This is a genomic window from Pseudomonas asplenii (assembly GCF_001293465.1).
Classification (GTDB): domain Bacteria; phylum Pseudomonadota; class Gammaproteobacteria; order Pseudomonadales; family Pseudomonadaceae; genus Aquipseudomonas; species Aquipseudomonas fuscovaginae_B.
In genome coordinates, this window is the sequence record NZ_JSYZ01000009.1 from 606,208 (window position 1) to 629,514 (window position 23,307).

Sequence of the window (23,307 nt, forward strand, 5' to 3'; positions counted from 1 at the left end):
TAGGGGACACCACCGGCGAATACACCAAGCAAGCTTGAAGCAGTCGGAATACAGCGACCAAAACAAGCCACTCAGAATCACGCTGATAGTCCGGGTACCAGCCCGGATGCCCCTGCTGGTCTTCATTTCTTCAAAATAAGAGCAACAGCCTTGTAAGCCGTTGCTCTGGTTAAACTGCGGCGCCGGTTCAAGCCTGCGCCACAGCCTCTACGGGTGTTGCGGTCCTACGGTTACAACAGCTGAGTCACACGCCGCTTTGCAGCAGCATGTTACGGATGTGACCAATGGCCTTAGTCGGGTTCAGGCCCTTGGGACATACGTTGACGCAGTTCATGATGCCGCGGCAGCGGAATACGCTGAACGGATCATCGAGCGAAGCCAGACGCTCGGAAGTCTTGGTGTCGCGGCTGTCTGCCAGGAAGCGGTAGGCTTGCAGCAGGGCGGCCGGGCCCAGGAACTTGTCCGGGTTCCACCAGAAGGATGGGCAGGAGGTCGAGCAGCAGGCGCACAGGATGCACTCGTACAGACCGTCCAGCTTGTCACGCTCTTCCGGCGACTGCAGACGCTCGATGGCCGGAGCCGGCGTATCGTTCTGCAGGAATGGCTTCACCTTCTCGTATTGCTTGTAGAAGATGCTCATATCGACCACCAGGTCACGGATAACCGGCAAACCTGGCAGTGGACGAATGACCAGCTTGTTACCCTTCACCACGGAAGACAGCGGCGTGATGCATGCCAGGCCATTCTTGCCGTTGATGTTCATGCCATCGGAACCGCAAACGCCTTCACGGCAGGAACGACGGTAGGAGAAGCCCTCGTCCTGTTCCTTGATCAGCGCCAGCACGTCCAGCACCATCAGGTCCTTGCCACCGGTATCGACCTGGAATACCTGGGTTTTCGGAGCCGAGTCGGTGTCAGGGTTGTAACGATAAACTTCGACTTGCAACATGGCGGCCACCCTTAGTAAGTCCGGACTTTAGGCTCGAAAGCCGGTACGGTTTTTGGCGAGAAGTTAACAGCACGTTTGGCAACGCGTTTCTCACCCGGGAAGTACAGGGTGTGGCACAGCCAGTTTTCGTCATCGCGATCTTCGAAGTCTTCACGGGCGTGGGCACCGCGGGACTCCTTGCGCACTTCGGCAGCGATGGCGGTGGCTTCGGCCACTTCCAGCAGGTTCTGCAGTTCCAGCGCCTCGATACGGGCGGTGTTGAACGCCTGCGACTTGTCGTTGATCTTGACGTTGGCGATACGCTCGCGCAGTTGGGCCAGCTGGGCGATACCCTTCTGCATGTATTCACCGGTACGGAATACACCGAAGTAGTTCTGCATGCAGCTTTGCAGCTCGCGACGCAGGGTTGCCACGTCCTCGCCTTCGGTACGCGCGTTCAGCGCGGACAGACGGGCCAGAGCCGCGTTGATGTCGGCTTCGGTGGCGTCGTCGTATTCGATGCCGTCGGTCAGCGCCTTCTCCAGGTGCAGGCCAGCCGCGCGACCGAAGACCACCAGGTCGAGCAGCGAGTTGCCGCCCAGGCGGTTGGCACCGTGAACCGATACGCAAGCCACTTCACCCACTGCGAACAGGCCAGGGATGATGGTGTCTTCGCCGTCGGCGTTCTGGGTGATGGCCTGACCGTGGATGTTGGTGGCAACGCCGCCCATCATGTAGTGGCAGGTTGGAACGACCGGCACCGGGGCAACGACCGGGTCGACGTGGGCGAAGGTCTTGGACAGCTCGCAGATGCCTGGCAGGCGGCTGTGCAGCACTTCCTCGCCGAGGTGGTCGAGCTTGAGCATCACGTGGTCGCCGTTCGGACCGCAACCGTTGCCGGCGATAATTTCCTTCACCATCGAGCGGGCAACCACGTCGCGACCAGCCAGGTCCTTCGCGTTCGGCGCATAACGCTCCATGAAGCGCTCGCCGTGCTTGTTGATCAGGTAACCACCTTCACCGCGGCAACCTTCGGTGACCAGCACACCGGCGCCGGCGATGCCGGTCGGGTGGAACTGCCACATTTCGATGTCCTGCACCGGTACGCCAGCACGCAGGGCCATGCCGACACCGTCACCGGTGTTGATCAGGGCGTTGGTGGTGGAGGCGTAGATACGACCGGCACCGCCGGTGGCCAGAACGGTGGCCTTGGAACGGATGTAGCTGGTTTCGCCGGTCTCGATGCAGATGGCGATCACACCGACGAACGCGCCGTCCTGGTTCTTCACCAGGTCAACGGCATAATACTCGTTCAGGAAGGTGGTACCGGCTTTCAGGTTACCCTGGTACAGGGTGTGCAGCAGGGCGTGACCGGTACGGTCGGAGGCCGCGCAGGTACGTGCCGCCTGGCCGCCCTTGCCGAAGTCCTTGGACTGGCCACCGAACGGACGCTGGTAGATGCGGCCGGACTCGGTACGCGAGAACGGCAGGCCCATGTGGTCCAGCTCGAATACCGCAGCCGGGCCTTCCTGACACATGTACTCGATAGCGTCCTGGTCACCGATGTAGTCGGAACCCTTGACGGTATCGTACATGTGCCAGCGCCAGTCGTCGTTCGGGTCGGCCGAAGCGATGGCGCAAGTGATACCGCCCTGGGCGGATACGGTGTGCGAACGGGTCGGGAACACCTTGGTGATCACGGCCGTCTTGTGACCGCCCTGAGCCAGCTGCAGCGCGGCACGCATGCCTGCGCCGCCGCCGCCGATGATGATGGCGTCGAAAGAAATCGTTGGAATGTTAGCCATGAATCAGATACCCCAGAGAATCTGCACACCCCAGACGAAGTACGCGAACATTGCCACGCCGCATACCACCTGGAAAAGGAAACGCACTACAGTCGCGGACTTGCCGAACGCCATCGGCGTCAGGTAGTCGGTCGCGATGGTCCACATGCCGACCCAGGCGTGAGCGCCCAGGGCCACCAGGGCCAGCAAGCTGAAGATGCGCATCCAGCCGTGAGAGAACAGCTCATGCCATTGGGCGTAGCCCAGGCCTGGGTTGACGACGATGTATCCGATCAGAAACAGAAAATAAGCCGCGAGAACGACCGCAGACACACGCTGTGCCATCCAGTCATAGAGGCCCGAACGCGAGAGGTTCGTGACGTTGGTTACCATATCCAAACTCCTGCCAGAACGATTACCACCACGGAAACGGCGATAACGATTTTCGAGCCCAGCTTGCCGCCTTCCAGCGTCTCACCGATGCCCATGTCCATGATCAGATGGCGCACACCGGCGACCAGGTGATACAGCAAGGCGGACAGGATGCCCCAAATCACTAGCTTGGCTAGCGGACTGGTCAGACACGCTTTCACCTGACCGAAGCCTTCCTCGGAGCTCAGCGACTTGTCCAATGCGTAGAGCATGATGGCCAGGCTGACAAAGAGGATGACACCGGAGATACGGTGAAGGATGGACGTGTAAGCAGTGACTGGGAGTTTGATGGTCCTTAGGTCTAGGTTTACAGGTCGTTGGCTTTTCACGGCTTTTTTCACACTGAAGAGCCCCTAACAATCAGGGCAAAGTTGTTGGGCAAGTGCACTGGTCAGGTACCCACCACCCAGGGAGTGACGACCCCCAATAAATCGGGCCCAAAAGCCCATGGCGGTCGGACGCCGAGTATAGACAGTTAGGCTACTAATGACAACGCAAAGGACTACCCCTAAGGGTGCATTGCGTTAACCGGATAAAAGGCGTAAATAGCCGTCAATTTCGAGGAAAAGCGCCGTTCAAAGCCCTATGCCGTAAGACTTTTGGCAAATTGACTTTCGAATTTATCTCACTATAGTGGTGCGGGCCCTGCGTGGGGGGCCTGTCAGATGATTTCAAGCATAAATAGGAGGCCACATGGCTGACAAAAAAGCGCAGTTGATCATCGAGGGCGCAGCCCCCGTCGAGCTGCCCATTTTAACCGGCACCGTTGGTCCCGATGTAATCGACGTGCGGGGCCTGACGGCCACGGGCCGGTTCACATTCGACCCTGGCTTCATGTCGACCGCGTCCTGCGAGTCGAAGATCACCTATATCGACGGCGATAACGGCATTTTGTTGCATCGTGGCTACCCGATCGAGCAACTGGCCGAGAAATCCGACTACCTGGAAACCTGCTATCTGCTGCTCAACGGCGAACTGCCGACCGCGGAGCAGAAAGCCAAGTTCGTCAGCAATGTGAAGAACCACACCATGGTTCACGAGCAGTTGAAGAGCTTCTTCAACGGCTTCCGTCGCGACGCCCACCCGATGGCCGTCATGTGCGGCGTGGTCGGCGCCCTGTCGGCCTTCTACCACGACTCCCTGGACATCAATAACCCCCAGCACCGCGAGATCTCGGCGGTCCGCCTGGTGGCCAAGATGCCGACCCTGGCAGCGATGGTCTACAAGTACTCCATGGGCCAACCCATGATGTACCCGCGCAACGACCTGTCGTACGCGGAAAACTTCCTGCACATGATGTTCAACACCCCGTGCGAGATCAAACCGATCAGCCCGGTACTCGCCAAGGCCATGGACCGGATTTTCATCCTCCACGCCGACCACGAGCAGAACGCCTCGACCTCCACCGTGCGCCTGGCCGGTTCCTCGGGCGCCAACCCGTTCGCCTGTATCGCCGCCGGTATCGCCGCACTGTGGGGCCCTGCCCACGGCGGTGCGAACGAAGCAGTACTGACCATGCTCGATGAAATCGGCGATGTCTCGAACATCGACAAGTTCATCGCCAAGGCCAAGGACAAGAACGACCCGTTCAAGCTGATGGGCTTCGGTCACCGCGTCTACAAGAACCGCGACCCGCGCGCCACCGTGATGAAGCAGACCTGCGACGAAGTGTTGAAGGAACTGGGCATCACCAACGATCCGCAGCTGGAACTGGCCATGCGCCTGGAAGAGATCGCCCTGACCGATCCGTACTTCATCGAGCGCTCGCTGTATCCGAACGTCGACTTCTACTCGGGAATCATCCTCAAGGCGATCGGCATTCCAACCAGCATGTTCACCGTGATCTTCGCCCTGGCGCGGACCGTCGGCTGGATCTCCCACTGGAAGGAAATGCTCTCCAGCCCTTACAAGATCGGCCGTCCACGCCAGCTGTACACCGGCTACGAGTCGCGTGACATCACCAAACTGGAAGACCGCAAGTAAGGTTTGCCTCGCGTAACGCCTTTTGCTGCACCGGAAACGGCCTCTTGATAGAGGCCGTTTTCATTTGTGCCGTCTCTGGTTGGCCTGTATTGCCTGGACGAGCCTCTTCGCGGGCAAGCCCCGCTCCTACAAGGATCGTGTCGATCCGAGTATCCATGGACGACTGAAACCTGTAGGAGCAGGGCTTGCCCGCGAATGCGCCCTCCCCGGCCCCTCTCCAATAAAATAAAAATGCCCCGGTCTCTCGACCGGGGCACTGGCTTGTTCGCTACTTATATATAGAAGCCTATACAACCCCTCAGTGGGAAACCGCCCCGCTCGCTCCCAGGCCGGTCTGCGAACGCACGAACTGCGGGAGGAACAACGCCCGCTCGTTTTCAGCCGCGGTCGACTTGTCGGTGATGGAGAAGAACCAGATCCCGATGAAGGCAATGATCATCGAGAACAGCGCCGGATACTCGTAGGGGAAAATCGCCTTTTCATGATGCAGGATCTGCACCCAGATGGTTGGGCCAAGAACCATCAGCCCGACCGCACTGATCAGCCCCATCCAGCCACCGATCATCGCCCCGCGGGTGGTCAGCTTCTTCCAGTACATCGAAAGCAGCAGCACCGGGAAGTTGCAACTGGCGGCAATGGAGAACGCCAGGCCGACCATGAACGCGATGTTCTGATTCTCGAACAGGATGCCCAGGCCGATCGCCAGCACGCCAAGCGCGACAGTGGTGATCTTCGAGACGCGGATCTCGTCCTTCTCGTTGGCCTTGCCCTTGCGGAAAACGCTGGCGTACAGGTCATGGGACACCGCCGAGGCGCCAGCCAGGGTCAGGCCAGCCACCACCGCGAGAATCGTCGCGAAGGCCACCGCCGAGATGAAGCCGAGGAACACGCTGCCTCCCACGGCGTTGGCCAGGTGCACCGCCGCCATGTTGTTGCCGCCCAGCAAGGCCCCTGCCGCATCCTTGAACGCCGGATTGGTGCTGACCAGCAGGATCGCGCCAAAACCGATGATGAAGGTCAGGATGTAGAAATAGCCGATGAAGCCGGTGGCGTACAGCACGCTCTTGCGCGCTTCCTTGGCATCGCTCACGGTGAAGAAGCGCATCAGGATGTGCGGTAGGCCGGCGGTACCGAACATCAGCGCCAGGCCCAGGGAGAACGCCGAGATCGGGTCTTTCACCAGGCCGCCCGGGCTCATGATCGCCTCACCCTTGGGGTGAACCTTGACCGCCTCGGAGAACAGCGTGTTGAAGTCGAAATTGACATGCTTCATCACCATCAGCGCCATGAACGAGGCGCCCGACAGCAACAGCACGGCCTTGATGATCTGTACCCAGGTGGTCGCCAGCATGCCGCCGAACAGCACATACAGGCACATCAGGATGCCCACCAGGATCACCGCCACATGGTAGTCCAGGCCGAACAGGAGCTGGATCAGCTTGCCGGCACCCACCATCTGGGCGATCAGGTAGAACGCCACCACCACCAGCGAACCGCAGGCCGACAGCGAGCGGATCTGGGTTTGCCCGAGACGGTAGGACGCCACGTCGGCAAAGGTGTACTTGCCCAGGTTGCGCAGACGCTCGGCGATCAGGAACAAAATGATCGGCCAGCCCACCAGGAAGCCGATCGAGTAGATCAGGCCATCGTAGCCGGAGGTGAACACCAGCGCGGAAATCCCCAGGAACGAGGCTGCCGACATGTAGTCGCCGGCGATCGCCAGGCCGTTCTGGAAACCGGTGATCTTGCCGCCGGCCGCGTAGTAGTCGGCCGCCGACTTGTTGCGCTTGGACGCCCAGTAGGTGATACACAGGGTGGCACCGACGAATGCGATGAACATCACGATCGCCGGGATATTGAGGGGTTGCTTGTGCACTTCGCCCGTCAGCGCATCGGCTGCCCAGAGGGCGGGGGCGAAGGCCATCAGGCCCAGGGCCGCGGATAGACGCCGGATCATTGCTGGGCCTCCTTGAGGACTTCATTGTTCAGGTCGTCGAATTCGCCGTTGGCGCGACGCACGTAGATGGCGGTCAGGACGAAAGCCGAGACGATCAGGCCGATACCCAGGGGTATGCCCCAGGTGATCGACGACGTCGGACTGAGCTTGGCGCCCAGAACCTGAGGTCCATACGCAATCAGAAGAATGAAAGCCGAATACAGGCCAAGCATGATCGCCGAGAGAATCCAGGCGAACCGCTCCCTTTTCCTGACCAGCTCCTTGAAGCGCGGGCTGTTCTGGATCGAGAGGTAAATGCTGTCGTTCATTGTTTTTATCCTCGCAGCACAGATGAGATGAAACATTTTTCACTTTAGGCGGCTCTGGAGCCGAAACCAGACGACCTTAGTATTAGAACGACATTAGTTCAGTTGCGCGGTTTCAGCCTGTGCGCGGCAAATGTTCAACGAGCGGAAACGCGAAGGCCGCCGGGCGAAAACGCCAGGCGGCCTCGGATACTGCGATTTAGAGCCTTCGGGGAATTACTTGGTCCACTCGCTGACGCGATCCGGGTGCTTGGCCACCCAATCCTTGGCCGCCGCTTCAGGCTTGGCGCCATCCTGGATCGCCAGCATGACTTCGCCGATCTCGTCCTTGGAGGCCCACTGGAAGTTCTTCAGGAACGCCGCCACTTCCGGCGCCTTCTTTTCCAGTTCCTTGCTGCCGATGCTGTTGACGGTCTCCGCCGCGCCATACACGCCCTTGGGGTCTTCGAGGAAGCGCAGTTTCCACTTGGCGAACATCCAGTGCGGCACCCAGCCAGTGACGGCAATCGATTCGTTCTTCTCTTCGGCACGGGTCAGTTCGGCAATCATCGCCGCACCCGAACTGGCCTGCAGCTTGTAGCCATCGAGCGCGTAGTCCTTGATGGCCTGCTCGGTCTTGAGCATCACACCGGAACCGGCATCGATACCGACGATCTTCTTCTTGAAGCTCTCGTCGGTCTTCAGGTCGCCGATGGTCTTGGCCTTGACGTACTCCGGCACGATCAGACCGATCTTGGCATCCTTGAAGTTGGGACCGTAGTCGACCACCTTGTCCTTGTTCTTGGCCCAGTATTCACCGTGGGTCACCGGCAGCCAGGCGGAAAGCATCGCATCGAGCTTGCCGGTGGCAACCCCCTGCCACATGATCCCGGTGGCGACAGCCTGCAGCTTCACGTCGTAACCCAGCTTCTGCTTGATCACCTCGGCAGCCACGTTGGTGGTGGCAACACTATCGGACCAGCCGTCGACGTAACCGATGGTCACGGTCTTGGTTTCGGCACTGGCCAGGTTGGAGCTGATGGCAAGTACCAGAGCGGCACCTGCGCCTAAGAGTCGTCGCATTTTCATCGTTACTTCCCCGAAAGTGCTGCGCCCGACGGATGCCGGGCGGCATCAACGTGTAGTTATGGTGCACGGCGCCCCCTTCACGCCTCACGGCCAAACCCATCCGATCATCAGCGGAGTACTGATACTCCGATCATCAACCCACTCAGGCGACCAACCTGATCCGACAGCGACCTCAAGGCAGCGAGAAGCGACATCAGAAAGCCAGTAATCACCCAGTTGGGAATACACCTCATCCAGTTGCTGCGGACTTTGCATGACAAAATACTGCGCGAGCCCAAGGCCAGAGTATTTCCGGGTAATATGCGCGGCTTTGCCCCCAGACAGCCCGACCATGCCCGCCACCGCCCGCTTTCCGCTATTGCCCTATCTGTTTGCCTGCCTGCTGGGCCTCCTGGCCCTCTGCGGATTCTGGTATGGCCTTGGCCAACCGGTGATCCTGCCGGATGCCGCGACGCCGACGCACAAGCTGCAATGCGCGTCCTACACGCCGTTCGACAAGGACCAATCGCCGTTCGACCAGCCGTTCAAGCCGCGCCTTGCGCGCATGGATGCCGACCTGGCCCTGCTGTCGACCCGCTTCGAATGCATCCGCACCTATTCCATGACCGGCCTCGAAGCCCTGCCGGAACTGGCGCGCAAGCATGGCCTGAAAATGATGATCGGTGCCTGGGTCAACAGCAACCCGGTGGACACCGAGAAGGAAGTCGACGCGCTGATCGCCTCGGCCAACGCCAATGCCGACGTGGTCACGGCGGTGATCGTCGGCAACGAGACCCTGCTGCGCAAGGAAGTGACCGCGGCGCAACTGGTGAGGCTGATCCACAAGGTCAAGGCCCATGTGAAGCAGCCGGTGACCTATGCCGATGTCTGGGAGTTCTGGCTCAGCCATCCGGATGTCGCACCGGCGGTGGACTTCCTGACCATCCACCTGCTGCCGTACTGGGAGGACGATCCGGCGGGGATCGAGGCGGCCATCGACCATGTGGCGCAGATCCGCCGGACCTTCGGCAACCGTTTCGCGCCCAAGGACATCCTGATCGGCGAAACCGGCTGGCCGAGTGAAGGCCGCCAGCGGGAGACCGCCCTGCCGAGCCGGGTCAACGAAGCCCGCTTCATTCGCGGCTTCGTCAACCTGGCCGAACAGAACGGCTGGCACTACAACCTGATCGAAGCCTTCGACCAACCGTGGAAACGCGGCAGCGAAGGCGCGGTCGGTGGCTACTGGGGCCTGTTCGACGCCGACCGCCAGGACAAGGGCATACTCGCAGGGCCGGTGTCGAACCTGCCGTACTGGCCACAATGGCTGGCATTCGGTGCCGCGGTGTTCGTCGCCACCCTGCTGATCGGCGGGCGAGTACGCAGTCGTCGTGATGCCCTGCTCCTGCCTCTGCTTGGAGCGCTGGCCGCCTGCTCCATCGGCGCCTGGGGCGAACTGGCGCGAGTGACCAGCCGCGATACTGGCGAATGGCTCTGGGCCGGCCTGTTGGTGGGCCTGAACCTGCTGGTACTGGCCCACGCGGCCTTGGCCCTGGGCGAGCGCGCGGGCTGGCGCCAGGGCGTCTTCGCCTGGTTGGAGCGTCGTGCCGGCTGGCTGCTGGTCGGCACCGGCTTCGCCGGGGCGGTGATGATGCTGGAATTGGCGCTGGACCCGCGCTATCGCAGCTTCCCGAGCGCGGCACTGCTGCTACCGGCACTGGCGTTCCTGATGCGCCCGGTCCGCGCGCCCCGGGGAGAAACCGCCCTGCTGGCCTTCATCATCGGTGCCGGTATCGTGCCGCAGCTGTATCGCGAAGGCCTGCAAAACCCGCAGGCCTGGGGCTGGGCGCTGGTCAGCGTGCTGATGGTCGCCGCGCTGTGGCGCAGCCTGGGTGTTCGCCGCTGACTTTCATATGAGTCGCTGCTGAGCGGTGGGAGCCGGCTTGCGGGCTCCCCGTTGCAGCCAGCCCCTAGGCCGCCCGCACCAGCCTCAGGCCAGCGATCACCACCGCAAACACCGCCAGGCTGGTGTTGTACAGCGCCAGCGCCGGAAACCCGACCAGCAGCGCCAGCACCGCCAGCCCCCAACCGACCCGGCGCGGCAGCACGAATGCCAGCGCCGCCGCCCCCAGGGCAGTCCAGCCCAGTACCTTGAAGTGAATCAGCCAACCCAGGTTCGATCGCGCCTGGCATTCCCAGCGCAGCGCCTCATCGACACAGATGCCGACCCACTGGCCATCCTCCATCAACCCGTAACGCACGCCATAACTGGCAGCCAGCCACAGCGGCAGAACGAGAAGCAGCAGAATCAGCGGCAAACGACGGGACATGAACGGCTCCGATAGGCGAAAACGGCGCCCAGCATAATCGTCGAGGCGCTGCTTGCAAGCTTTAACAACGGTTAACTGGTCAGCGAACTGCGGCAAAGTGTATCGTCTGTGGGCTATTGTCTGGATGAATGCCGCACGACTGCATTATTTCGTCGTCGGACATGGCACTTCGGCAGTACCCCAGTGGTCATAGCCTGCGACTCCCATTCAGCATCGCCTTTTAAAGGATGTAGTCATGCTCCGCTCCCTGCGTCTCGCCACTTTTGTCGGCGGTCTCATTCTGAGTGCGTCCGCGCTGGCGGTCGATGTCGACGCCGCCAGCTATGGCTACCCGTTGACCAACCCGTTCGAAGCGACCATCGCCACCACCCCGCCGGACCTGCGCCCGGAGCTGCCCGACGACGATGACATCGACCAGTCCGACTACAGCGTGCAACTGCGCCCGGAACGCGAGTTCATCCTCCCGGACAACTTCTGGGCGGTGAAGAAGCTCACCTATCGAGTCGCCCGCCAGGACCACGCGGCACCGCTGATCTTCCTGATCGCCGGCACCGGCGCACGTTATGACAGCAGCCTCAACGAATACCTGAAGAAGCTCTACTACAAGGCCGGCTACCACGTGGTGCAACTGTCGTCGCCCACCAGCTTCGACTTCATGAGCGCCGCCTCGCGCTTCGCCACCCCGGGCATCACCAAGGAAGATGCCGAGGACATGTACCGGGTGATGCAGGCCGTGCGTGCGCAGAACCCGAAACTGCCGGTCACCGACTACTACCTCAGCGGCTACAGCCTGGGGGCGCTGGATGCGGCGTTCGTCAGCAAGCTGGATGAAACCCGGCGCAGCTTCAACTTCAAGAAGGTGCTGCTGCTCAATCCACCGGTCAACCTCTATACCTCCATCACCAACCTCGACAAGCTGGTGCAGACCGAGGTCAAGGGCATCAACAACAGCACCACCTTCTATGAACTGGTGCTGGCCAAGCTGACCCGCTACTTCCAGCAGAAGGGCTACATCGACCTCAACGACGCCCTGCTCTACGACTTCCAGCAGTCCAAACAGCACCTGACCAACGAGCAGATGGCGATGCTGATCGGTACCTCCTTCCGCTTCTCGGCGGCCGATATCGCCTTCACCTCCGACCTGATCAACCGCCGCGGACTGATCACGCCGCCCAAGTACCCGATCACCGAGGGCACCAGCCTGACGCCGATGCTCAAGCGCGCCCTGCAGTGCGACTTCGACTGCTACCTGACCGACCAGGTGATTCCGATGTGGCGCGCCCGTACCGACGGCGGCAGCCTGCTGCAACTGATCGACCAGGTCAGCCTCTACGCCCTCAAGGATTACCTGCACGACAGCCCGAAAATCGCCGTGATGCACAACGCCGACGACGTCATCCTCGGCCCTGGCGACCTGGGCTTCCTGCGCAGCACCTTCGGCAATCGCCTGACCGTCTATCCCCATGGCGGCCACTGCGGCAACCTCAATTACCGCGTCAACGCCGACGCCATGCTGGAGTTCTTCCGTGGCTAAACATCTGATGCTTATCGCCGCCCTGCTCTGCGCCGGCTACGCCCAGGCCGACAACAGCAAGGCCCACGACCCGGTCGTACCCGATGCGGACGGTTTCACCGAGCCGCTGAAAAAACTCAAGTTCAACCCGGGGCTGGACCAGCGTGAATTCGAACGTTCGACGCTCAACGCGCTGAACGTCTACGACCCGCTGGAGTCGTGGAACCGTCGCGTCTATCACTTCAACTACCGCTTCGACCAGTGGGTGTTCCTGCCGGTGGTCGACGGCTACCGCTACATCACCCCGGGCTTCGTACGCAGTGGCGTGAGCAACTTCTTCAGCAACCTGGGAGACGTGCCCAACCTGCTCAACAGCCTGCTCCAGCTCAAGGGCAAGCGCTCGCTGGAAACCACCGGGCGCCTGCTGCTCAACACCACCATCGGCATCGCCGGCCTGTGGGACCCGGCGACCAAAATGGGCCTGCCGCGCCAGACCGAGGACTTCGGCCAGACACTGGGCTTCTACGGAGTGCCGGGCGGTGCCTACCTGGTACTGCCGTTCTTCGGTCCCTCGAACCTGCGTGACACCGGCGGCCTGGTGTTCGATTTCGCGGCGGAATCGCAGATCAACTTCCTCAACGTCTCCGAGACCAGCGAGAACCATCCGGAGATCTACGCCCTGCGCGCCATCGACAAGCGCTATACCACCAGCTTCCGCTATGGCCAGTTGAACTCGCCGTTCGAGTACGAGAAGGTACGCTACGTCTATACCGAGGCACGCAAGCTGCAGATCGCCGAGTAGGCCGGGAACCCATGGGGGATGGTGGGGGAGCCGGCCCCCACAAAAAGCAGCGCAAACCATAAGGATTGAGAGATGTACAGCCTGATCGCCTCCGACCTCGACGGTACCCTGCTGCTTCCGAACGACCGGATCGGTGAGTATTCCCGCTCGGTGCTCGACCGACTGGTCGAGTCCGGTCGCCATGTGGTGATTGCCACCGGGCGCAGCCGCCCCGAGGTCGAAGCGATCCTGCACGATTACCCGCTGCCGGTGCACCTGATCACCTCCAACGGTGCCTGCATCACCAGCGCCTGCAAAAGCCTGGTCGCCTGCGAGTACCTGGACGAAGACGTGGTGCGCAGCCTGCTCGACGCCACGCAGGGAACCGCGGGCCTGATGATCAACGCCTACTGCGACTCCCGCTGGATCACCAACGCCGATCGCGCACTGCTCGCCACCTTCACCCTGCAGGATAATTTTGCGCCGACCATTCTCGCGGCCAGGGAATTTCCATTGCAGGGTGTCGAGAAGCTCTTCTTTATCCACCCGGGGCGTGACCACGAGGCCCTGGTGGCGCTCGACACGCGACTCAAGACCCTGCTCGGCAACACCGTGCACAGCACCTTTTCATCACCCTTCTGCCTGGAGTTCATGGCCAGCACGGTGTCCAAGGGCAATGCACTGAAACGACTCGCCGAGTTCCTGGACATCCCCCTGAGCCGCTGCATCGCCTTCGGTGACGGCATGAACGACGTGGAAATGCTCACGATCGCCGGCAAGGGCCTGGTCATGGGCACGGCGCACCACAAGGTGACAGAGGCGCTGCCCGGACACGAAACCATCGGTGCCTGCACCGAGGAGGCGGTGGCCCGCTACCTGGCGATCAACCTGCTGGGCTGAGCCGACGACAGAAGATCAACCGCCATCGATCGGGTCAACTGGCCGAGGCTGTCTGCAACATCACCGCATGGGGCAAACCGAGGAAATGGCACAACTCATCGCGCTTGGCCAACGCGTCACGGCGGCCCAGTTCGATCAGCTCGCTGCAGTAACCCGCCTCGAACAACAGATAGCTGAGCACTCCGGCGCCACTGGTGCGGGTCGCGCCCGGGCCACGCAGGAAGGTGCGCAGCGCCGGTGGCAGTTCATGTCGGTGACGGGCGGCGATCTCGTCCAGAGGCCGGCTGGGCGCGATCACCAGCACATCCACCGGTGCCAACCCCAGGCTGCGCGGCTGGTGAGGCGGCAGCATCCGGCTGAACTGGTTCAGGCGCTGCAACAGCTCGATGTCGCTTTCCAGGCTGTCGATGAAGGTGCTGTTGAGCATGTGCCCACTGATCTGCGCCAGGCTCGGCTGCTGGCCGGTGTAGGTACGCTCCACCGCGGCCCGGGTGTCGAGACCACGGGAATTGCCGCTGACCCCGACTACCAGTACCCGGCTGGCGCCCAGGTGCAGCGCCGGACTGATCGGCGCCGACTGGCGCACCGCACCGTCGCCGAAATACTCGTGGTCCAGCTTGACCGGGGCGAACAGCAAGGGAATGGCCGAGCTGGCCAGCAGATGATCGACCGTCAACTCGGTCGGCACGCCGATGCGCCGGTGACGCAGCCAGGAATCGATGGCGCCCTTGCCCTGGTAGAAGGTCACTGCCTGCCCCGACTCGTAGCCGAAGGCCGTCACCGCCACCGCACGCAATTGGTGATGCTCGATGGCCTGCTCGATACCCGGCAGATGGATTTTCTCGTTGAGCAGATCGCGCAGCGGCGAACTGTTGAGCAGGGCCACCGGCACCTGTGAGCCCAGGCCAAGCAGGCTGTGACCGAAAAACCGCGCAGCCTGGTGAATAACACCCGGCCAGTCGCTGCGCAGTACCCGATGGCTGCGAAAGTTCTGCCAGAACGCGCTGAGACGCTCGATGGCCGCGGTGAAGTTCATCGCCCCACTGGCGAGACTGACCGCATTGATCGCTCCGGCCGAAGTACCGACGATTACCGGAAACGGGTTGCTCGCCCCCGGCGGCAGCAGTTCGGCAATGGCCGCCAATACCCCCACCTGATACGCGGCTCGTGCGCCCCCTCCCGAGAGAATAAGGCCGGTAACCGGTTCAGTTGGACTCATCGCGACACTCCGTCAGTCAGCTAGCTACCTGATACACCAGGCCCTTCCCCGACAGCAAGGGGCTGCTCCGGTTTATCGTCGCTTTTTGTCGTAGAGTCGTGGTTCTCCCGCCGGCCGGCTCTTGAACCGGCGGTGCGTCCACAGGTACTGCTCGGGGCAGGCCCGCAGCGAAACCTCGACCCAGCGGTTGATCCGCAGGCAATCGGCCTCCTCGGACTCAGCCGGGAAATCCTCCAGCGGCGGATGGATCACCAGCCGGTAACCGCTGCCGTCGGCCAGGCGCTCCTGGGTGAACGGCACCACCAGCGCCTTGCCCAGGCGGGCGAATTTGCTGGTCGCGGTGACGGTCGCCGCCTGAATGCCGAACAGCGGCACGAAGATGCTCTGCTTGATCCCGTAGTCCTGGTCGGGGGCGTACCAGATCGCCCGACCGGAACGCAGCAGCTTGAGCATGCCGCGCACGTCGTCACGTTCCACAGCCAGGGAATCGAGGTTGTGCCGCTCGCGCCCACGTCGCTGGATGAAGTCGAACAGCGCATTGCCGTGCTCGCGATACATGCCATCGATGGTGTGCTGCTGGCCGAGCAGAGCCGCACCGATTTCCAGGGTGGTGAAATGCAGCGCCATGAGGATCACGCCCTTGCCTTCGCGCTGGGCCTGCAGCAGATGCTCGAGGCCCTCGACATGGGCCAGGCGCGCCAGGCGCGGCTTGGCCCACCACCAGCTCATGGCCATTTCAAAGAAGGCGATGCCGGTGGACGCGAAGTTTTCCTTGAGCAGACGGGTGCGCTCGGCGGCGCCCTTTTCCGGGAAACACAGCTCCAGGTTGCGCGCGGCGATGCGCCGGCGCTCGCCGGCCACCCGGTACATGGCCAGCCCCAGCACACGGCCGATGCGCAACAGGACACAGTAGGGCAATTGGACGATCAGCCAGAGCAGCCCCAGCCCCAACCAGAGCAGCCAGTAGCGTGGATGAAGAAAAGCGGCTTGAAAACGCGGGCGATCCATTAATGATTCCGGGCAGACACAGGGTCGCGCATTCTACAACGGTTCGGCGCGGCTTGCGGGGCGCGGGCGTTCTCGTTATAAGTCTCGGCACTTTTAGCGACAAGCCACGTTATGCCGACCATGAGCCAAACCGAACCGCTAGACCAGGATCCCGTGTTCCAGCTGAAGGGCAGCATGCTCGCCATTACGGTGCTGGAACTGGCGCAGAACAACCTCGAAGCCCTCGACCGCCAACTGGCAGCCAAGGTCGTCCAGGCGCCGAACTTCTTCAGCAATACCCCGCTGGTGCTGGCCCTGGACAAACTTCCCGCCGACCAGGGTGCCATCGACCTGCCCGGGCTGATGCGCGTCTGCCGCCAGCACGGCCTGCGGACCCTGGCAATCCGCGCCAACCGGATCGAAGACATCGCCGCCGCGATCGCCATTGACCTGCCCGTGCTGCCGCCGTCCGGTGCCCGCGAGCGGCCGGTCGATCCGACCGAAGGCGAAGTGAAGAAAGTACCGGAAAAACCACCGGAGCCGACCATCCAGCCAACCCGGATCATCACCACCCCGGTGCGCGGTGGCCAGCAGGTCTACGCCAAGGGCGGCGACCTGGTGGTGGTTTCTTCCGTCAGCCCCGGCGCGGAACTTATGGCCGATGGCAACATCCATGTTTACGGACCTATGCGTGGTCGTGCAATGGCGGGTGTCAAGGGCGACACCAAGGCACGAATTTTCTGCCAGCAACTGAGCGCCGAACTGGTGTCGATTGCCGGCCACTACAAGGTTTCCGAGGATCTGCGTCGTGATCCGCTGTGGGGGTCGGGCGTTCAGATCAGCTTGTCCGGCGATGTGTTGAACATCATCCGTCTTTAACGGATACTTGCCGCCATTTCCGAAATGTCGCCTTCTTCGTAGCGAAAATGGCTTAAAGGGCTTAGGAAAACACGAAATGTAAAAATTACCGCCGGTACTTTAAACATTTCGCCGCTTCCCGGCTCAAGCCATACGACTACAGTTGTTTTTCAGCGACGTTCTTCAGGGGCTAAAACAGAGTCCTTTTTCCTTAGGGGTGAAACACCTTGGCCAAGATTCTCGTGGTTACATCCGGCAAGGGTGGTGTGGGTAAGACCACCACCAGCGCCGCCATCGGTACCGGCCTCGCGCTGCGCGGCCACAAGACAGTGATCGTCGACTTCGACGTCGGCCTGCGTAACCTCGACCTGATCATGGGCTGCGAGCGCCGCGTGGTGTACGACTTCGTCAACGTCGTGAACGGCGAAGCCAACCTGCAGCAGGCCCTGATCAAGGACAAGCGCCTGGAAAACCTGTACGTGCTGGCAGCCAGCCAGACCCGTGACAAGGATGCGCTGACCAAGGAAGGCGTGGAAAAGGTCCTGATGGAACTCAAGGAAAGCTTCGAGTTCGTGGTCTGCGACTCCCCGGCCGGCATCGAGACCGGCGCCCACCTGGCCATGTACTTCGCCGACGAGGCGATCGTCGTGACCAACCCGGAAGTCTCCTCGGTCCGTGACTCCGACCGCATGCTCGGCCTGCTGGCCAGCAAGTCGCGTCGTGCCGAACAGGGCGGCGAGCCGATCAAGGAACACCTGCTGCTGACCCGCTACAACCCGGAGCGCGTGAGCAAGGGCGAAATGCTTGGCGTCGAGGACGTCAAGGAAATCCTGGCCGTGACCCTGCTGGGCGTCATCCCCGAATCCCAGGCGGTGCTCAAGGCATCCAACCAGGGCGTACCGGTCATCCTCGACGACCAGAGCGATGCTGGCCAGGCCTACAGCGATGCGGTTGACCGCCTGCTGGGCAAGACCGTCGAGCATCGTTTCCTCGATGCACAGAAGAAGGGATTCTTCGAGCGCCTGTTTGGAGGCAACTAAGCAATGAACCTTTTTGACTTCTTTCGTGCCAGCAAAAAAGTAAGCACCGCGTCGGTCGCGAAAGAGCGTCTGCAGATCATTGTGGCGCACGAACGCGGCCAACGCAGCACCCCGGACTACTTGCCCGCCCTGCAGCAGGAGCTGGTCGAAGTGATCCGCAAGTACGTCAATATCGGGTCCGATGACGTGCACGTCGCCCTGGAGAACCAGGGCAGTTGCTCGATCCTGGAACTCAATATCACCCTGCCTGATCGCTGATCGATCCGGCCGGCGCCACGGCGGCCCGGTGATGTTCACACATAACGCTGTTGTGGGAGCCGGCTCCTGCAAGGCGCGCGGTGTGAGCAGCATCGGGCCGCCGTTGGCGTTTGTTACGAGACTGTTTCAATGCCGCTGTCGAATATCCGCATCATCCATCAGGACGCCGCCGTGCTGGTGGTGGACAAGCCGACCCTGCTGCTCTCCGTCCCGGGCCGCGCCGATGACAACAAGGATTGCCTGATCACCCGCCTGCAGGAAAACGGTTATCCGGAAGCCCTGATCGTTCACCGGCTGGACTGGGAAACCTCGGGCATCATCCTGCTGGCCCGCGACCCCGATACCCATCGCGAACTGTCGCGCCAGTTCCATGACCGGGAAACCGAGAAAGCCTACACCGCGCTCTGCTGGGGCCAGCCGGAACTGGACAGCGGCAGCATCGACCTGCCGTTGCGCTACGACCCGCCGACCAAGCCCCGGCATGTGGTCGATCACGAGTTTGGCAAGCATGCCCTGACCTTCTGGAAAGTGCTGGAGCGCCATGCCGACTGGTGCCGGGTGGAACTGACGCCGATCACCGGGCGCTCGCATCAGTTGCGGGTACACATGCTGTCCATCGGTCATCCGCTGCTCGGTGACGGCCTGTATGCCCACCCGCAGGCCCTGGCGGCCTGGCCACGGCTGTGCCTGCATGCCAGCATGCTGAGCTTCACCCACCCGCAAAGCGGCGAGCGCCTGCGCTTCGAGTGCCCGGCGCCGTTCTGAATCGCGTCGTGCAAGGCTCCTGCGCTCGACATCGATTCCTGAGTGTAGCTCGCTCTTGTAGGAGCCCGGCTTGCCGGCGAATGCGTCCTTGAGGCCGCCAAAGGCTTCGCGGGCAAGCCACGCTCCTACAAAGATACGGTAAACTCCCGACACTGCTGTCTGGAGCCACTTATGCGCGAAGAGTTGAACCAAGGCCTGATCGACTTCCTCAAGGCCTCCCCCACCCCCTTTCATGCCACCGCCAGCCTGGTCAAGCGCCTGGAGGCAGCGGGTTATCAGCGTCTCGATGAGCGTGAAACCTGGCACACCGCGGCCGGTGGTCGCTATTACGTCACCCGCAACGACTCTTCCATCATCGCCATCAAGCTCGGCGAAAACGCGCCGCTGCAATCGGGTATCCGCATGGTCGGTGCCCATACCGACAGCCCGTGCCTGCGGGTCAAGCCGCAACCCGAACTGCAGCGCCAGGGCTTCTGGCAACTGGGTGTCGAAGTCTACGGCGGCGCCCTGCTAGCGCCGTGGTTCGACCGCGACCTGTCCCTGGCCGGTCGTGTCACCTTCCGTCGTGACGGCAAGGTCGAAAGCCAACTGATCGACTTCAAGGCGCCGATCGCGACCATTCCCAACCTGGCCATTCACCTCAACCGTGAGGCCAACCAGGGCTGGGCGATCAACCCGCAGAACGAGCTGCCTCCGATCCTGGCCCAGTTCGCCGGCGACGAGCGCGTGGACTTCCGCGCCGTGCTCACCGACCAGTTGGCCCGTGAACACGACCTCAGCGCCGACGTGGTGCTCGATTACGAGCTGAGCTTCTACGACACCCAGAGCGCAGCCGTGATCGGTCTCAACGGCGACTTCATCGCCGGCGCCCGCCTGGACAATCTGCTGTCCTGCTACGCTGGCTTGCAGGCGCTGCTCAGCGCCGACAGTGATGAAACCTGCATCCTGGTCTGCAACGACCACGAGGAAGTCGGCTCCTGCTCCGCCTGCGGTGCCGACGGCCCGATGCTCGAACAGACCCTGCGCCGCCTCCTGCCGGATGGCGAGGACTATGTGCGCACGATCCAGAAATCGCTGCTGGTCTCGGCGGACAACGCCCATGGCGTACACCCCAACTATGCCGAGAAGCACGACGCCAACCATGGCCCGAAACTTAACGCCGGGCCGGTGATCAAGGTCAACAACAACCAGCGCTACGCCACCAACAGCGAAACCGCCGGTTTCTTCCGCCACCTGTGCATGTCCGAGGAAGTCCCGGTACAAAGCTTCGTGGTGCGCAGCGACATGGGCTGCGGCTCGACCATCGGCCCGATCACCGCCAGCCACCTGGGCGTGCGTACCGTGGATATCGGCCTGCCGACCTTCGCCATGCACTCGATCCGCGAACTGGCGGGCAGCCATGACCTGGCCCACCTGGTGAAGGTCCTGAGCGCGTTCTACGCCAGCCCCGAACTGCCCTGAGCCCTGTGCTCTCGCAGGAAAGAGCAGCAGCGGGAACACACCTGGCTGTGGGAGGGCTTGTCCGCGAAGCTTCTGGCGCACGCCAGACCGGCTTGGCTGACAAGCCCGCTCCCGGCGCACGCCAGCCCGATGAACAGCGCCCCACATGCGCAAGCCTGTTCTGCCGCTTATCGGCAGTACGCTGAAGACAGTTGGCTCCGACAATGCCCACCGTCCCTACCGGATCAGGCACCATCACCTGACCTGATCGCCCCTGATACACATCAAGGCATCTCCACCAAAGCGACCTAAACTAAAGGTGTATCCCTTCGACAAGGCCGTCGTCATGATCACACCGTTCGAGTTCCACTCGATGCTCATCCCGATCCTGGGAGGCATGCTGTTGCTGGCCGTGGGCTTCAACTTTCGTGAAAACCGGGCCGGCCCGGTGCTGATGTGGCTTGGCATGCTGTTGATCCTCGGGACCGTGGTCTACAAGATCCTCGCCAAACTGGCTGAATAAATGCGCGGCGCCCGAGGCTGGCGTACACTCGGTCGATCCGCACCTGTATGGTTGACTGCCTAGTGTTCGCCCGCCTTTCCGCTCTGCCCACCTTACTGTTCATCTGCCTGCTGGCGTTACTGCCCCTGGTTCCCGCCCAGGCTGTCGGCCTGCCGAGCCTGCTGGGCAGCGCCGAGAAAACCCAGCCACAACCGACCGAGCCCCTGGCCCAGTCGCTCGACGAAGTCATCAGGAACCTGGAGAACGACCAGCAGCGCAGCAAGCTGCTGAGCGACCTGAAAAAGCTCCGGGACAGCACGAAAAAGGCCCAGCCGGCCGCCGAAGTGGGGGTACTGGGGCTGATCGGCAGCACCCTGGCCGACTTCGAAAAGCAGTTCACCGGCAATGACAGCCCGCTCACTCGCTGGTCGCTGGAGTTCGACCAGGCCAGGCAGGAGATGATGGCGCTGATGCTTCCGGCCAGCGAATGGCTGCCGATCATCTCCGCCTTTGCCCTGATCCTGCTGCTCTGGAGTTGCCTGGCCTGGGCGATGATCTGGCTCGGCCATCGGGTGCGCCTGCGCTTCGGCCTCACCGAGGAACTGCCCCAGCACCCACGCACCGTCGACCTGCTGCGCTTTGCCCTGCGCAAGCTCGGGCCGTGGATGATCGCGCTGCTGATCACCGTCTACCTGACCTACGCCCTGCCCTCGTCCCTGGGCAAGGATCTGGCGATGGCGCTGGCCTATGCACTGGTGGTCGGTACCTGTTTCTCGGCGATCTGCGTGATCGCCTTCTCCCTGCTCGACGGCCCGCATCGCCATCAGGCCCTGCATATCCTGCGCCGCCGGGCTTTCCGGCCGCTGTGGCTGATCGGCAGTTTCGCCGCATTCGGCGAAGCCCTGAGCGACCCGCGCCTGATCGCCAGCCTCGGCAGCCACCTGGCCCATACCGCCGCGACCTTCGTCAACGTGATGGCCGCGCTCTCCACCGGCCTGTTCATCCTGCGCTTCCGTCGCCCCATCGCGCACCTGATCCGCAACCAGCCGCTGTCCCGCCGGCTGACCCGCCGCGCCCTGAGCGACACCATCGATATCCTCGGCAGCTTCTGGTTCGTTCCCGCGCTGATCCTGGTGGCGATCTCGCTGTTCGCGACCTTCTTCTCCGCTGGCGACACCAGTACCGCCCTGCGCCAGTCGCTGATCTGTACCGTGCTGGTGGTGCTGTGCATGGTGATCAACGGCCTGGTGCGCCGCCATGCCCTCAAGCCCCAGCGCGGGCACCGGCGCCATACGCTGTACTCCGAACGGTTGAAGAGCTTCTGCTACACCCTGGTGCACCTGGCGGTCTGGCTGTTCTTCATCGAACTCGGCCTGCGGGTCTGGGGCATGTCGCTGATCCGCTTCACCGAGGGCGAGGGCCGCGAGGTCAGTGTTCGGCTGTTCGGCCTCGGCGGCACGCTGATCTTCGCCTGGCTGGTGTGGATTCTCGCCGATACCGCCGTGCACCACGCCCTCACCCGCTCGCGCAAGGGCCTGGCCAACGCCCGGGCGCAGACCATGATGCCGCTGATCCGCAACGTGCTGTTCGTGGCGATCTTCATCATCGCGCTGATCGTCGCCCTGGCGAACATGGGCATGAACGTCACGCCCCTGCTGGCCGGTGCCGGTGTGATCGGTCTGGCCATCGGTTTCGGTGCGCAGTCGCTGGTGGCGGACCTGATCACCGGCCTGTTCATCATCATCGAGGACTCCCTGGCCATCGACGACTACGTCGACGTCGGCGGTCACCTCGGCACCGTCGAGGGCCTGACCATCCGCACGGTGCGCCTGCGGGACATCGACGGCATCGTCCACACCATTCCGTTCAGCGAGATCAAGAGCATCAAGAACTACTCACGGGAGTTCGGCTACGCGATCTTCCGCGTGGCGATCCCCTACAACATGGCGATCGACGATGCGATCAAGCTGATGCGCGATGTCGGCCAGAAGATGCGCACGGATCCGTTGCAGCGGCGCAACATCTGGTCACCGCTGGAGATCCAGGGCGTAGAGAGCTTCGAGTCCGGCAGCGCGGTCCTGCGGGCCCGCTTCAAGACCGCACCGATCAAGCAATGGGAGGTTTCGCGGGCGTTCAACCTGGCGCTGAAACGGACCATGGACGAATCCGGCCTGGACCTGGCGACTCCACGCCTGAGCGTGCAGGTGGTGACGGCCGGTGGCGGTGTGCAAACCGAGCAACCAGTCAAGTCCTGAGCACCACCGTCCTGCCTCTCCCCCCT

At 62.3% G+C, this 23,307-nt stretch carries 22 protein-coding genes; 12 read left to right on the plus strand and 10 right to left on the minus strand.

The window, feature by feature from the left end:
* Positions 1–244: 244 nt before the first annotated feature.
* Genes PF66_RS14550 through sdhC form a run of 4 tightly spaced genes read right to left on the minus strand, consistent with a single transcriptional unit; the run spans position 245 to position 3,485 of the window.
* Positions 245–949 carry a succinate dehydrogenase iron-sulfur subunit gene (locus PF66_RS14550; RefSeq protein WP_017902728.1) on the minus strand — a complete coding sequence of 235 codons (705 nt, stop codon included), beginning with the start codon at positions 947–949 and terminating at the stop codon, positions 245–247.
* Positions 950–960: 11 nt separating this feature from the next.
* Complete coding sequence (gene sdhA / locus PF66_RS14555; protein ID WP_054057169.1) at positions 961–2,733, minus strand: succinate dehydrogenase flavoprotein subunit; 1,773 nt, start codon at positions 2,731–2,733, stop codon at positions 961–963.
* A 3-nt stretch (positions 2,734–2,736) separates the two neighbouring features.
* Complete coding sequence (sdhD, locus tag PF66_RS14560) at positions 2,737–3,105, minus strand: succinate dehydrogenase, hydrophobic membrane anchor protein (RefSeq protein ID WP_054057170.1); 369 nt, start codon at positions 3,103–3,105, stop codon at positions 2,737–2,739.
* Positions 3,099–3,485 carry a succinate dehydrogenase, cytochrome b556 subunit gene (sdhC, locus tag PF66_RS14565; protein WP_177057650.1) on the minus strand — a complete coding sequence of 129 codons (387 nt, stop codon included), beginning with the start codon at positions 3,483–3,485 and terminating at the stop codon, positions 3,099–3,101. Before sdhC ends, sdhD begins: the two co-directional genes overlap by 7 nt.
* Before the next feature lie 352 nt (positions 3,486–3,837).
* On the opposite strand from sdhC, the gene gltA reads away from it, so the two are divergent.
* Positions 3,838–5,127, plus strand: coding sequence for a citrate synthase (gene gltA, locus PF66_RS14570; RefSeq protein ID WP_054057171.1), 1,290 nt, complete (start codon positions 3,838–3,840; stop codon positions 5,125–5,127).
* A gap of 298 nt (positions 5,128–5,425) precedes the next feature.
* Here gltA and PF66_RS14575 read toward each other — a convergent pair whose 3' ends face one another.
* From PF66_RS14575 to PF66_RS14585, 3 genes are all read right to left on the minus strand, one after another.
* Positions 5,426–7,084, minus strand: coding sequence for a cation acetate symporter (locus tag PF66_RS14575; RefSeq protein WP_054057172.1), 1,659 nt, complete (start codon positions 7,082–7,084; stop codon positions 5,426–5,428).
* A complete protein-coding gene (locus PF66_RS14580; RefSeq protein WP_017904749.1) occupies positions 7,081–7,392 on the minus strand; it encodes a DUF485 domain-containing protein in 312 nt (103 codons plus the stop codon). The genes PF66_RS14575 and PF66_RS14580 overlap by 4 nt, the downstream gene beginning before the upstream one ends.
* 213 nt (positions 7,393–7,605) lie before the next feature.
* Positions 7,606–8,457 carry a glycine betaine ABC transporter substrate-binding protein gene (locus PF66_RS14585; RefSeq protein WP_054057173.1) on the minus strand — a complete coding sequence of 284 codons (852 nt, stop codon included), beginning with the start codon at positions 8,455–8,457 and terminating at the stop codon, positions 7,606–7,608.
* A gap of 331 nt (positions 8,458–8,788) precedes the next feature.
* On the opposite strand from PF66_RS14585, the gene PF66_RS14590 reads away from it, so the two are divergent.
* Entirely contained in the window at positions 8,789–10,339 is a 1,551-nt protein-coding gene (locus tag PF66_RS14590) for a beta (1-6) glucans synthase (RefSeq protein WP_054063070.1), read from the plus strand.
* Positions 10,340–10,403: 64 nt separating this feature from the next.
* Here PF66_RS14590 and PF66_RS14595 read toward each other — a convergent pair whose 3' ends face one another.
* Positions 10,404–10,763, minus strand: a complete 360-nt coding sequence (locus tag PF66_RS14595; RefSeq protein ID WP_054057176.1) for a hypothetical protein — start codon at positions 10,761–10,763, stop codon at positions 10,404–10,406.
* A 235-nt stretch (positions 10,764–10,998) separates the two neighbouring features.
* Here PF66_RS14595 and PF66_RS14600 point away from each other — a divergent pair, with 235 nt between their 5' ends.
* From PF66_RS14600 to PF66_RS14610, 3 genes are all read left to right on the plus strand, one after another.
* Positions 10,999–12,297, plus strand: a complete 1,299-nt coding sequence (locus PF66_RS14600; protein WP_054057177.1) for a serine/threonine protein kinase — start codon at positions 10,999–11,001, stop codon at positions 12,295–12,297.
* Positions 12,290–13,078: an MlaA family lipoprotein gene (locus PF66_RS14605; protein ID WP_026145286.1), complete on the plus strand. Its 789-nt coding sequence runs from the start codon at positions 12,290–12,292 to the stop codon at positions 13,076–13,078. Before PF66_RS14600 ends, PF66_RS14605 begins: the two co-directional genes overlap by 8 nt.
* 72 nt (positions 13,079–13,150) lie before the next feature.
* A complete protein-coding gene (locus PF66_RS14610; protein WP_054063071.1) occupies positions 13,151–13,957 on the plus strand; it encodes a Cof-type HAD-IIB family hydrolase in 807 nt (268 codons plus the stop codon).
* A 34-nt stretch (positions 13,958–13,991) separates the two neighbouring features.
* Here the strand turns inward: PF66_RS14610 and PF66_RS14615 are convergent, their stop codons facing one another.
* Entirely contained in the window at positions 13,992–15,176 is a 1,185-nt protein-coding gene (locus PF66_RS14615) for a patatin-like phospholipase family protein (RefSeq protein ID WP_054057180.1), read from the minus strand.
* A gap of 72 nt (positions 15,177–15,248) precedes the next feature.
* Positions 15,249–16,184 carry a lipid A biosynthesis lauroyl acyltransferase gene (locus PF66_RS14620; protein WP_054057181.1) on the minus strand — a complete coding sequence of 312 codons (936 nt, stop codon included), beginning with the start codon at positions 16,182–16,184 and terminating at the stop codon, positions 15,249–15,251.
* 120 nt (positions 16,185–16,304) lie between these two features.
* On the opposite strand from PF66_RS14620, the gene minC reads away from it, so the two are divergent.
* The 7 genes from minC to PF66_RS14655 all read left to right on the plus strand — a co-directional run bounded on the left by minC (position 16,305) and on the right by PF66_RS14655 (position 23,281).
* Positions 16,305–17,042 carry a septum site-determining protein MinC gene (gene minC, locus PF66_RS14625; RefSeq protein ID WP_054057210.1) on the plus strand — a complete coding sequence of 246 codons (738 nt, stop codon included), beginning with the start codon at positions 16,305–16,307 and terminating at the stop codon, positions 17,040–17,042.
* 206 nt (positions 17,043–17,248) lie between these two features.
* Entirely contained in the window at positions 17,249–18,061 is an 813-nt protein-coding gene (gene minD, locus PF66_RS14630; RefSeq protein ID WP_017904738.1) for a septum site-determining protein MinD, read from the plus strand.
* A 3-nt stretch (positions 18,062–18,064) separates the two neighbouring features.
* Positions 18,065–18,319, plus strand: coding sequence for a cell division topological specificity factor MinE (minE, locus tag PF66_RS14635; protein WP_010449114.1), 255 nt, complete (start codon positions 18,065–18,067; stop codon positions 18,317–18,319).
* Positions 18,320–18,448: 129 nt separating this feature from the next.
* Positions 18,449–19,084, plus strand: a complete 636-nt coding sequence (locus PF66_RS14640; protein ID WP_010449126.1) for an RluA family pseudouridine synthase — start codon at positions 18,449–18,451, stop codon at positions 19,082–19,084.
* A 171-nt stretch (positions 19,085–19,255) separates the two neighbouring features.
* A complete protein-coding gene (locus PF66_RS14645; protein WP_054057182.1) occupies positions 19,256–20,545 on the plus strand; it encodes a M18 family aminopeptidase in 1,290 nt (429 codons plus the stop codon).
* A 325-nt stretch (positions 20,546–20,870) separates the two neighbouring features.
* Positions 20,871–21,047 (plus strand): hypothetical protein, encoded by a 177-nt coding sequence (locus tag PF66_RS33195; RefSeq protein ID WP_192842661.1) that lies wholly within the window; start codon positions 20,871–20,873, stop codon positions 21,045–21,047.
* Between the two features lie 62 nt (positions 21,048–21,109).
* On the plus strand, positions 21,110–23,281 hold the full coding sequence (locus PF66_RS14655) for a mechanosensitive ion channel family protein (protein ID WP_054057184.1): 2,172 nt from the start codon (positions 21,110–21,112) through the stop codon (positions 23,279–23,281).
* The last annotated feature ends 26 nt before the right edge of the window (positions 23,282–23,307 follow it).

What these genes read in the sequence shown, in the direction of transcription:
- PF66_RS14550 (WP_017902728.1), bottom strand. Translation starts at nt 949, where the DNA reads ATGTTGCAAGTCGAAGTTTATCGTTACAACCCTGACACCGACTCGGCT.
- sdhA (WP_054057169.1), bottom strand. Translation starts at nt 2,733, where the DNA reads ATGGCTAACATTCCAACGATTTCTTTCGACGCCATCATCATCGGCGGC.
- sdhD (WP_054057170.1), bottom strand. Translation starts at nt 3,105, where the DNA reads ATGGTAACCAACGTCACGAACCTCTCGCGTTCGGGCCTCTATGACTGG.
- gltA (WP_054057171.1), top strand. Translation starts at nt 3,838, where the DNA reads ATGGCTGACAAAAAAGCGCAGTTGATCATCGAGGGCGCAGCCCCCGTC.
- PF66_RS14575 (WP_054057172.1), bottom strand. Translation starts at nt 7,084, where the DNA reads ATGATCCGGCGTCTATCCGCGGCCCTGGGCCTGATGGCCTTCGCCCCC.
- PF66_RS14580 (WP_017904749.1), bottom strand. Translation starts at nt 7,392, where the DNA reads ATGAACGACAGCATTTACCTCTCGATCCAGAACAGCCCGCGCTTCAAG.
- PF66_RS14585 (WP_054057173.1), bottom strand. Translation starts at nt 8,457, where the DNA reads ATGAAAATGCGACGACTCTTAGGCGCAGGTGCCGCTCTGGTACTTGCC.
- PF66_RS14590 (WP_054063070.1), top strand. Translation starts at nt 8,789, where the DNA reads ATGCCCGCCACCGCCCGCTTTCCGCTATTGCCCTATCTGTTTGCCTGC.
- PF66_RS14595 (WP_054057176.1), bottom strand. Translation starts at nt 10,763, where the DNA reads ATGTCCCGTCGTTTGCCGCTGATTCTGCTGCTTCTCGTTCTGCCGCTG.
- PF66_RS14600 (WP_054057177.1), top strand. Translation starts at nt 10,999, where the DNA reads ATGCTCCGCTCCCTGCGTCTCGCCACTTTTGTCGGCGGTCTCATTCTG.
- PF66_RS14610 (WP_054063071.1), top strand. Translation starts at nt 13,151, where the DNA reads ATGTACAGCCTGATCGCCTCCGACCTCGACGGTACCCTGCTGCTTCCG.
- PF66_RS14615 (WP_054057180.1), bottom strand. Translation starts at nt 15,176, where the DNA reads ATGAGTCCAACTGAACCGGTTACCGGCCTTATTCTCTCGGGAGGGGGC.
- PF66_RS14620 (WP_054057181.1), bottom strand. Translation starts at nt 16,184, where the DNA reads ATGGATCGCCCGCGTTTTCAAGCCGCTTTTCTTCATCCACGCTACTGG.
- minC (WP_054057210.1), top strand. Translation starts at nt 16,305, where the DNA reads ATGAGCCAAACCGAACCGCTAGACCAGGATCCCGTGTTCCAGCTGAAG.
- minE (WP_010449114.1), top strand. Translation starts at nt 18,065, where the DNA reads ATGAACCTTTTTGACTTCTTTCGTGCCAGCAAAAAAGTAAGCACCGCG.
- PF66_RS14640 (WP_010449126.1), top strand. Translation starts at nt 18,449, where the DNA reads ATGCCGCTGTCGAATATCCGCATCATCCATCAGGACGCCGCCGTGCTG.
- PF66_RS14645 (WP_054057182.1), top strand. Translation starts at nt 19,256, where the DNA reads ATGCGCGAAGAGTTGAACCAAGGCCTGATCGACTTCCTCAAGGCCTCC.
- PF66_RS33195 (WP_192842661.1), top strand. Translation starts at nt 20,871, where the DNA reads ATGATCACACCGTTCGAGTTCCACTCGATGCTCATCCCGATCCTGGGA.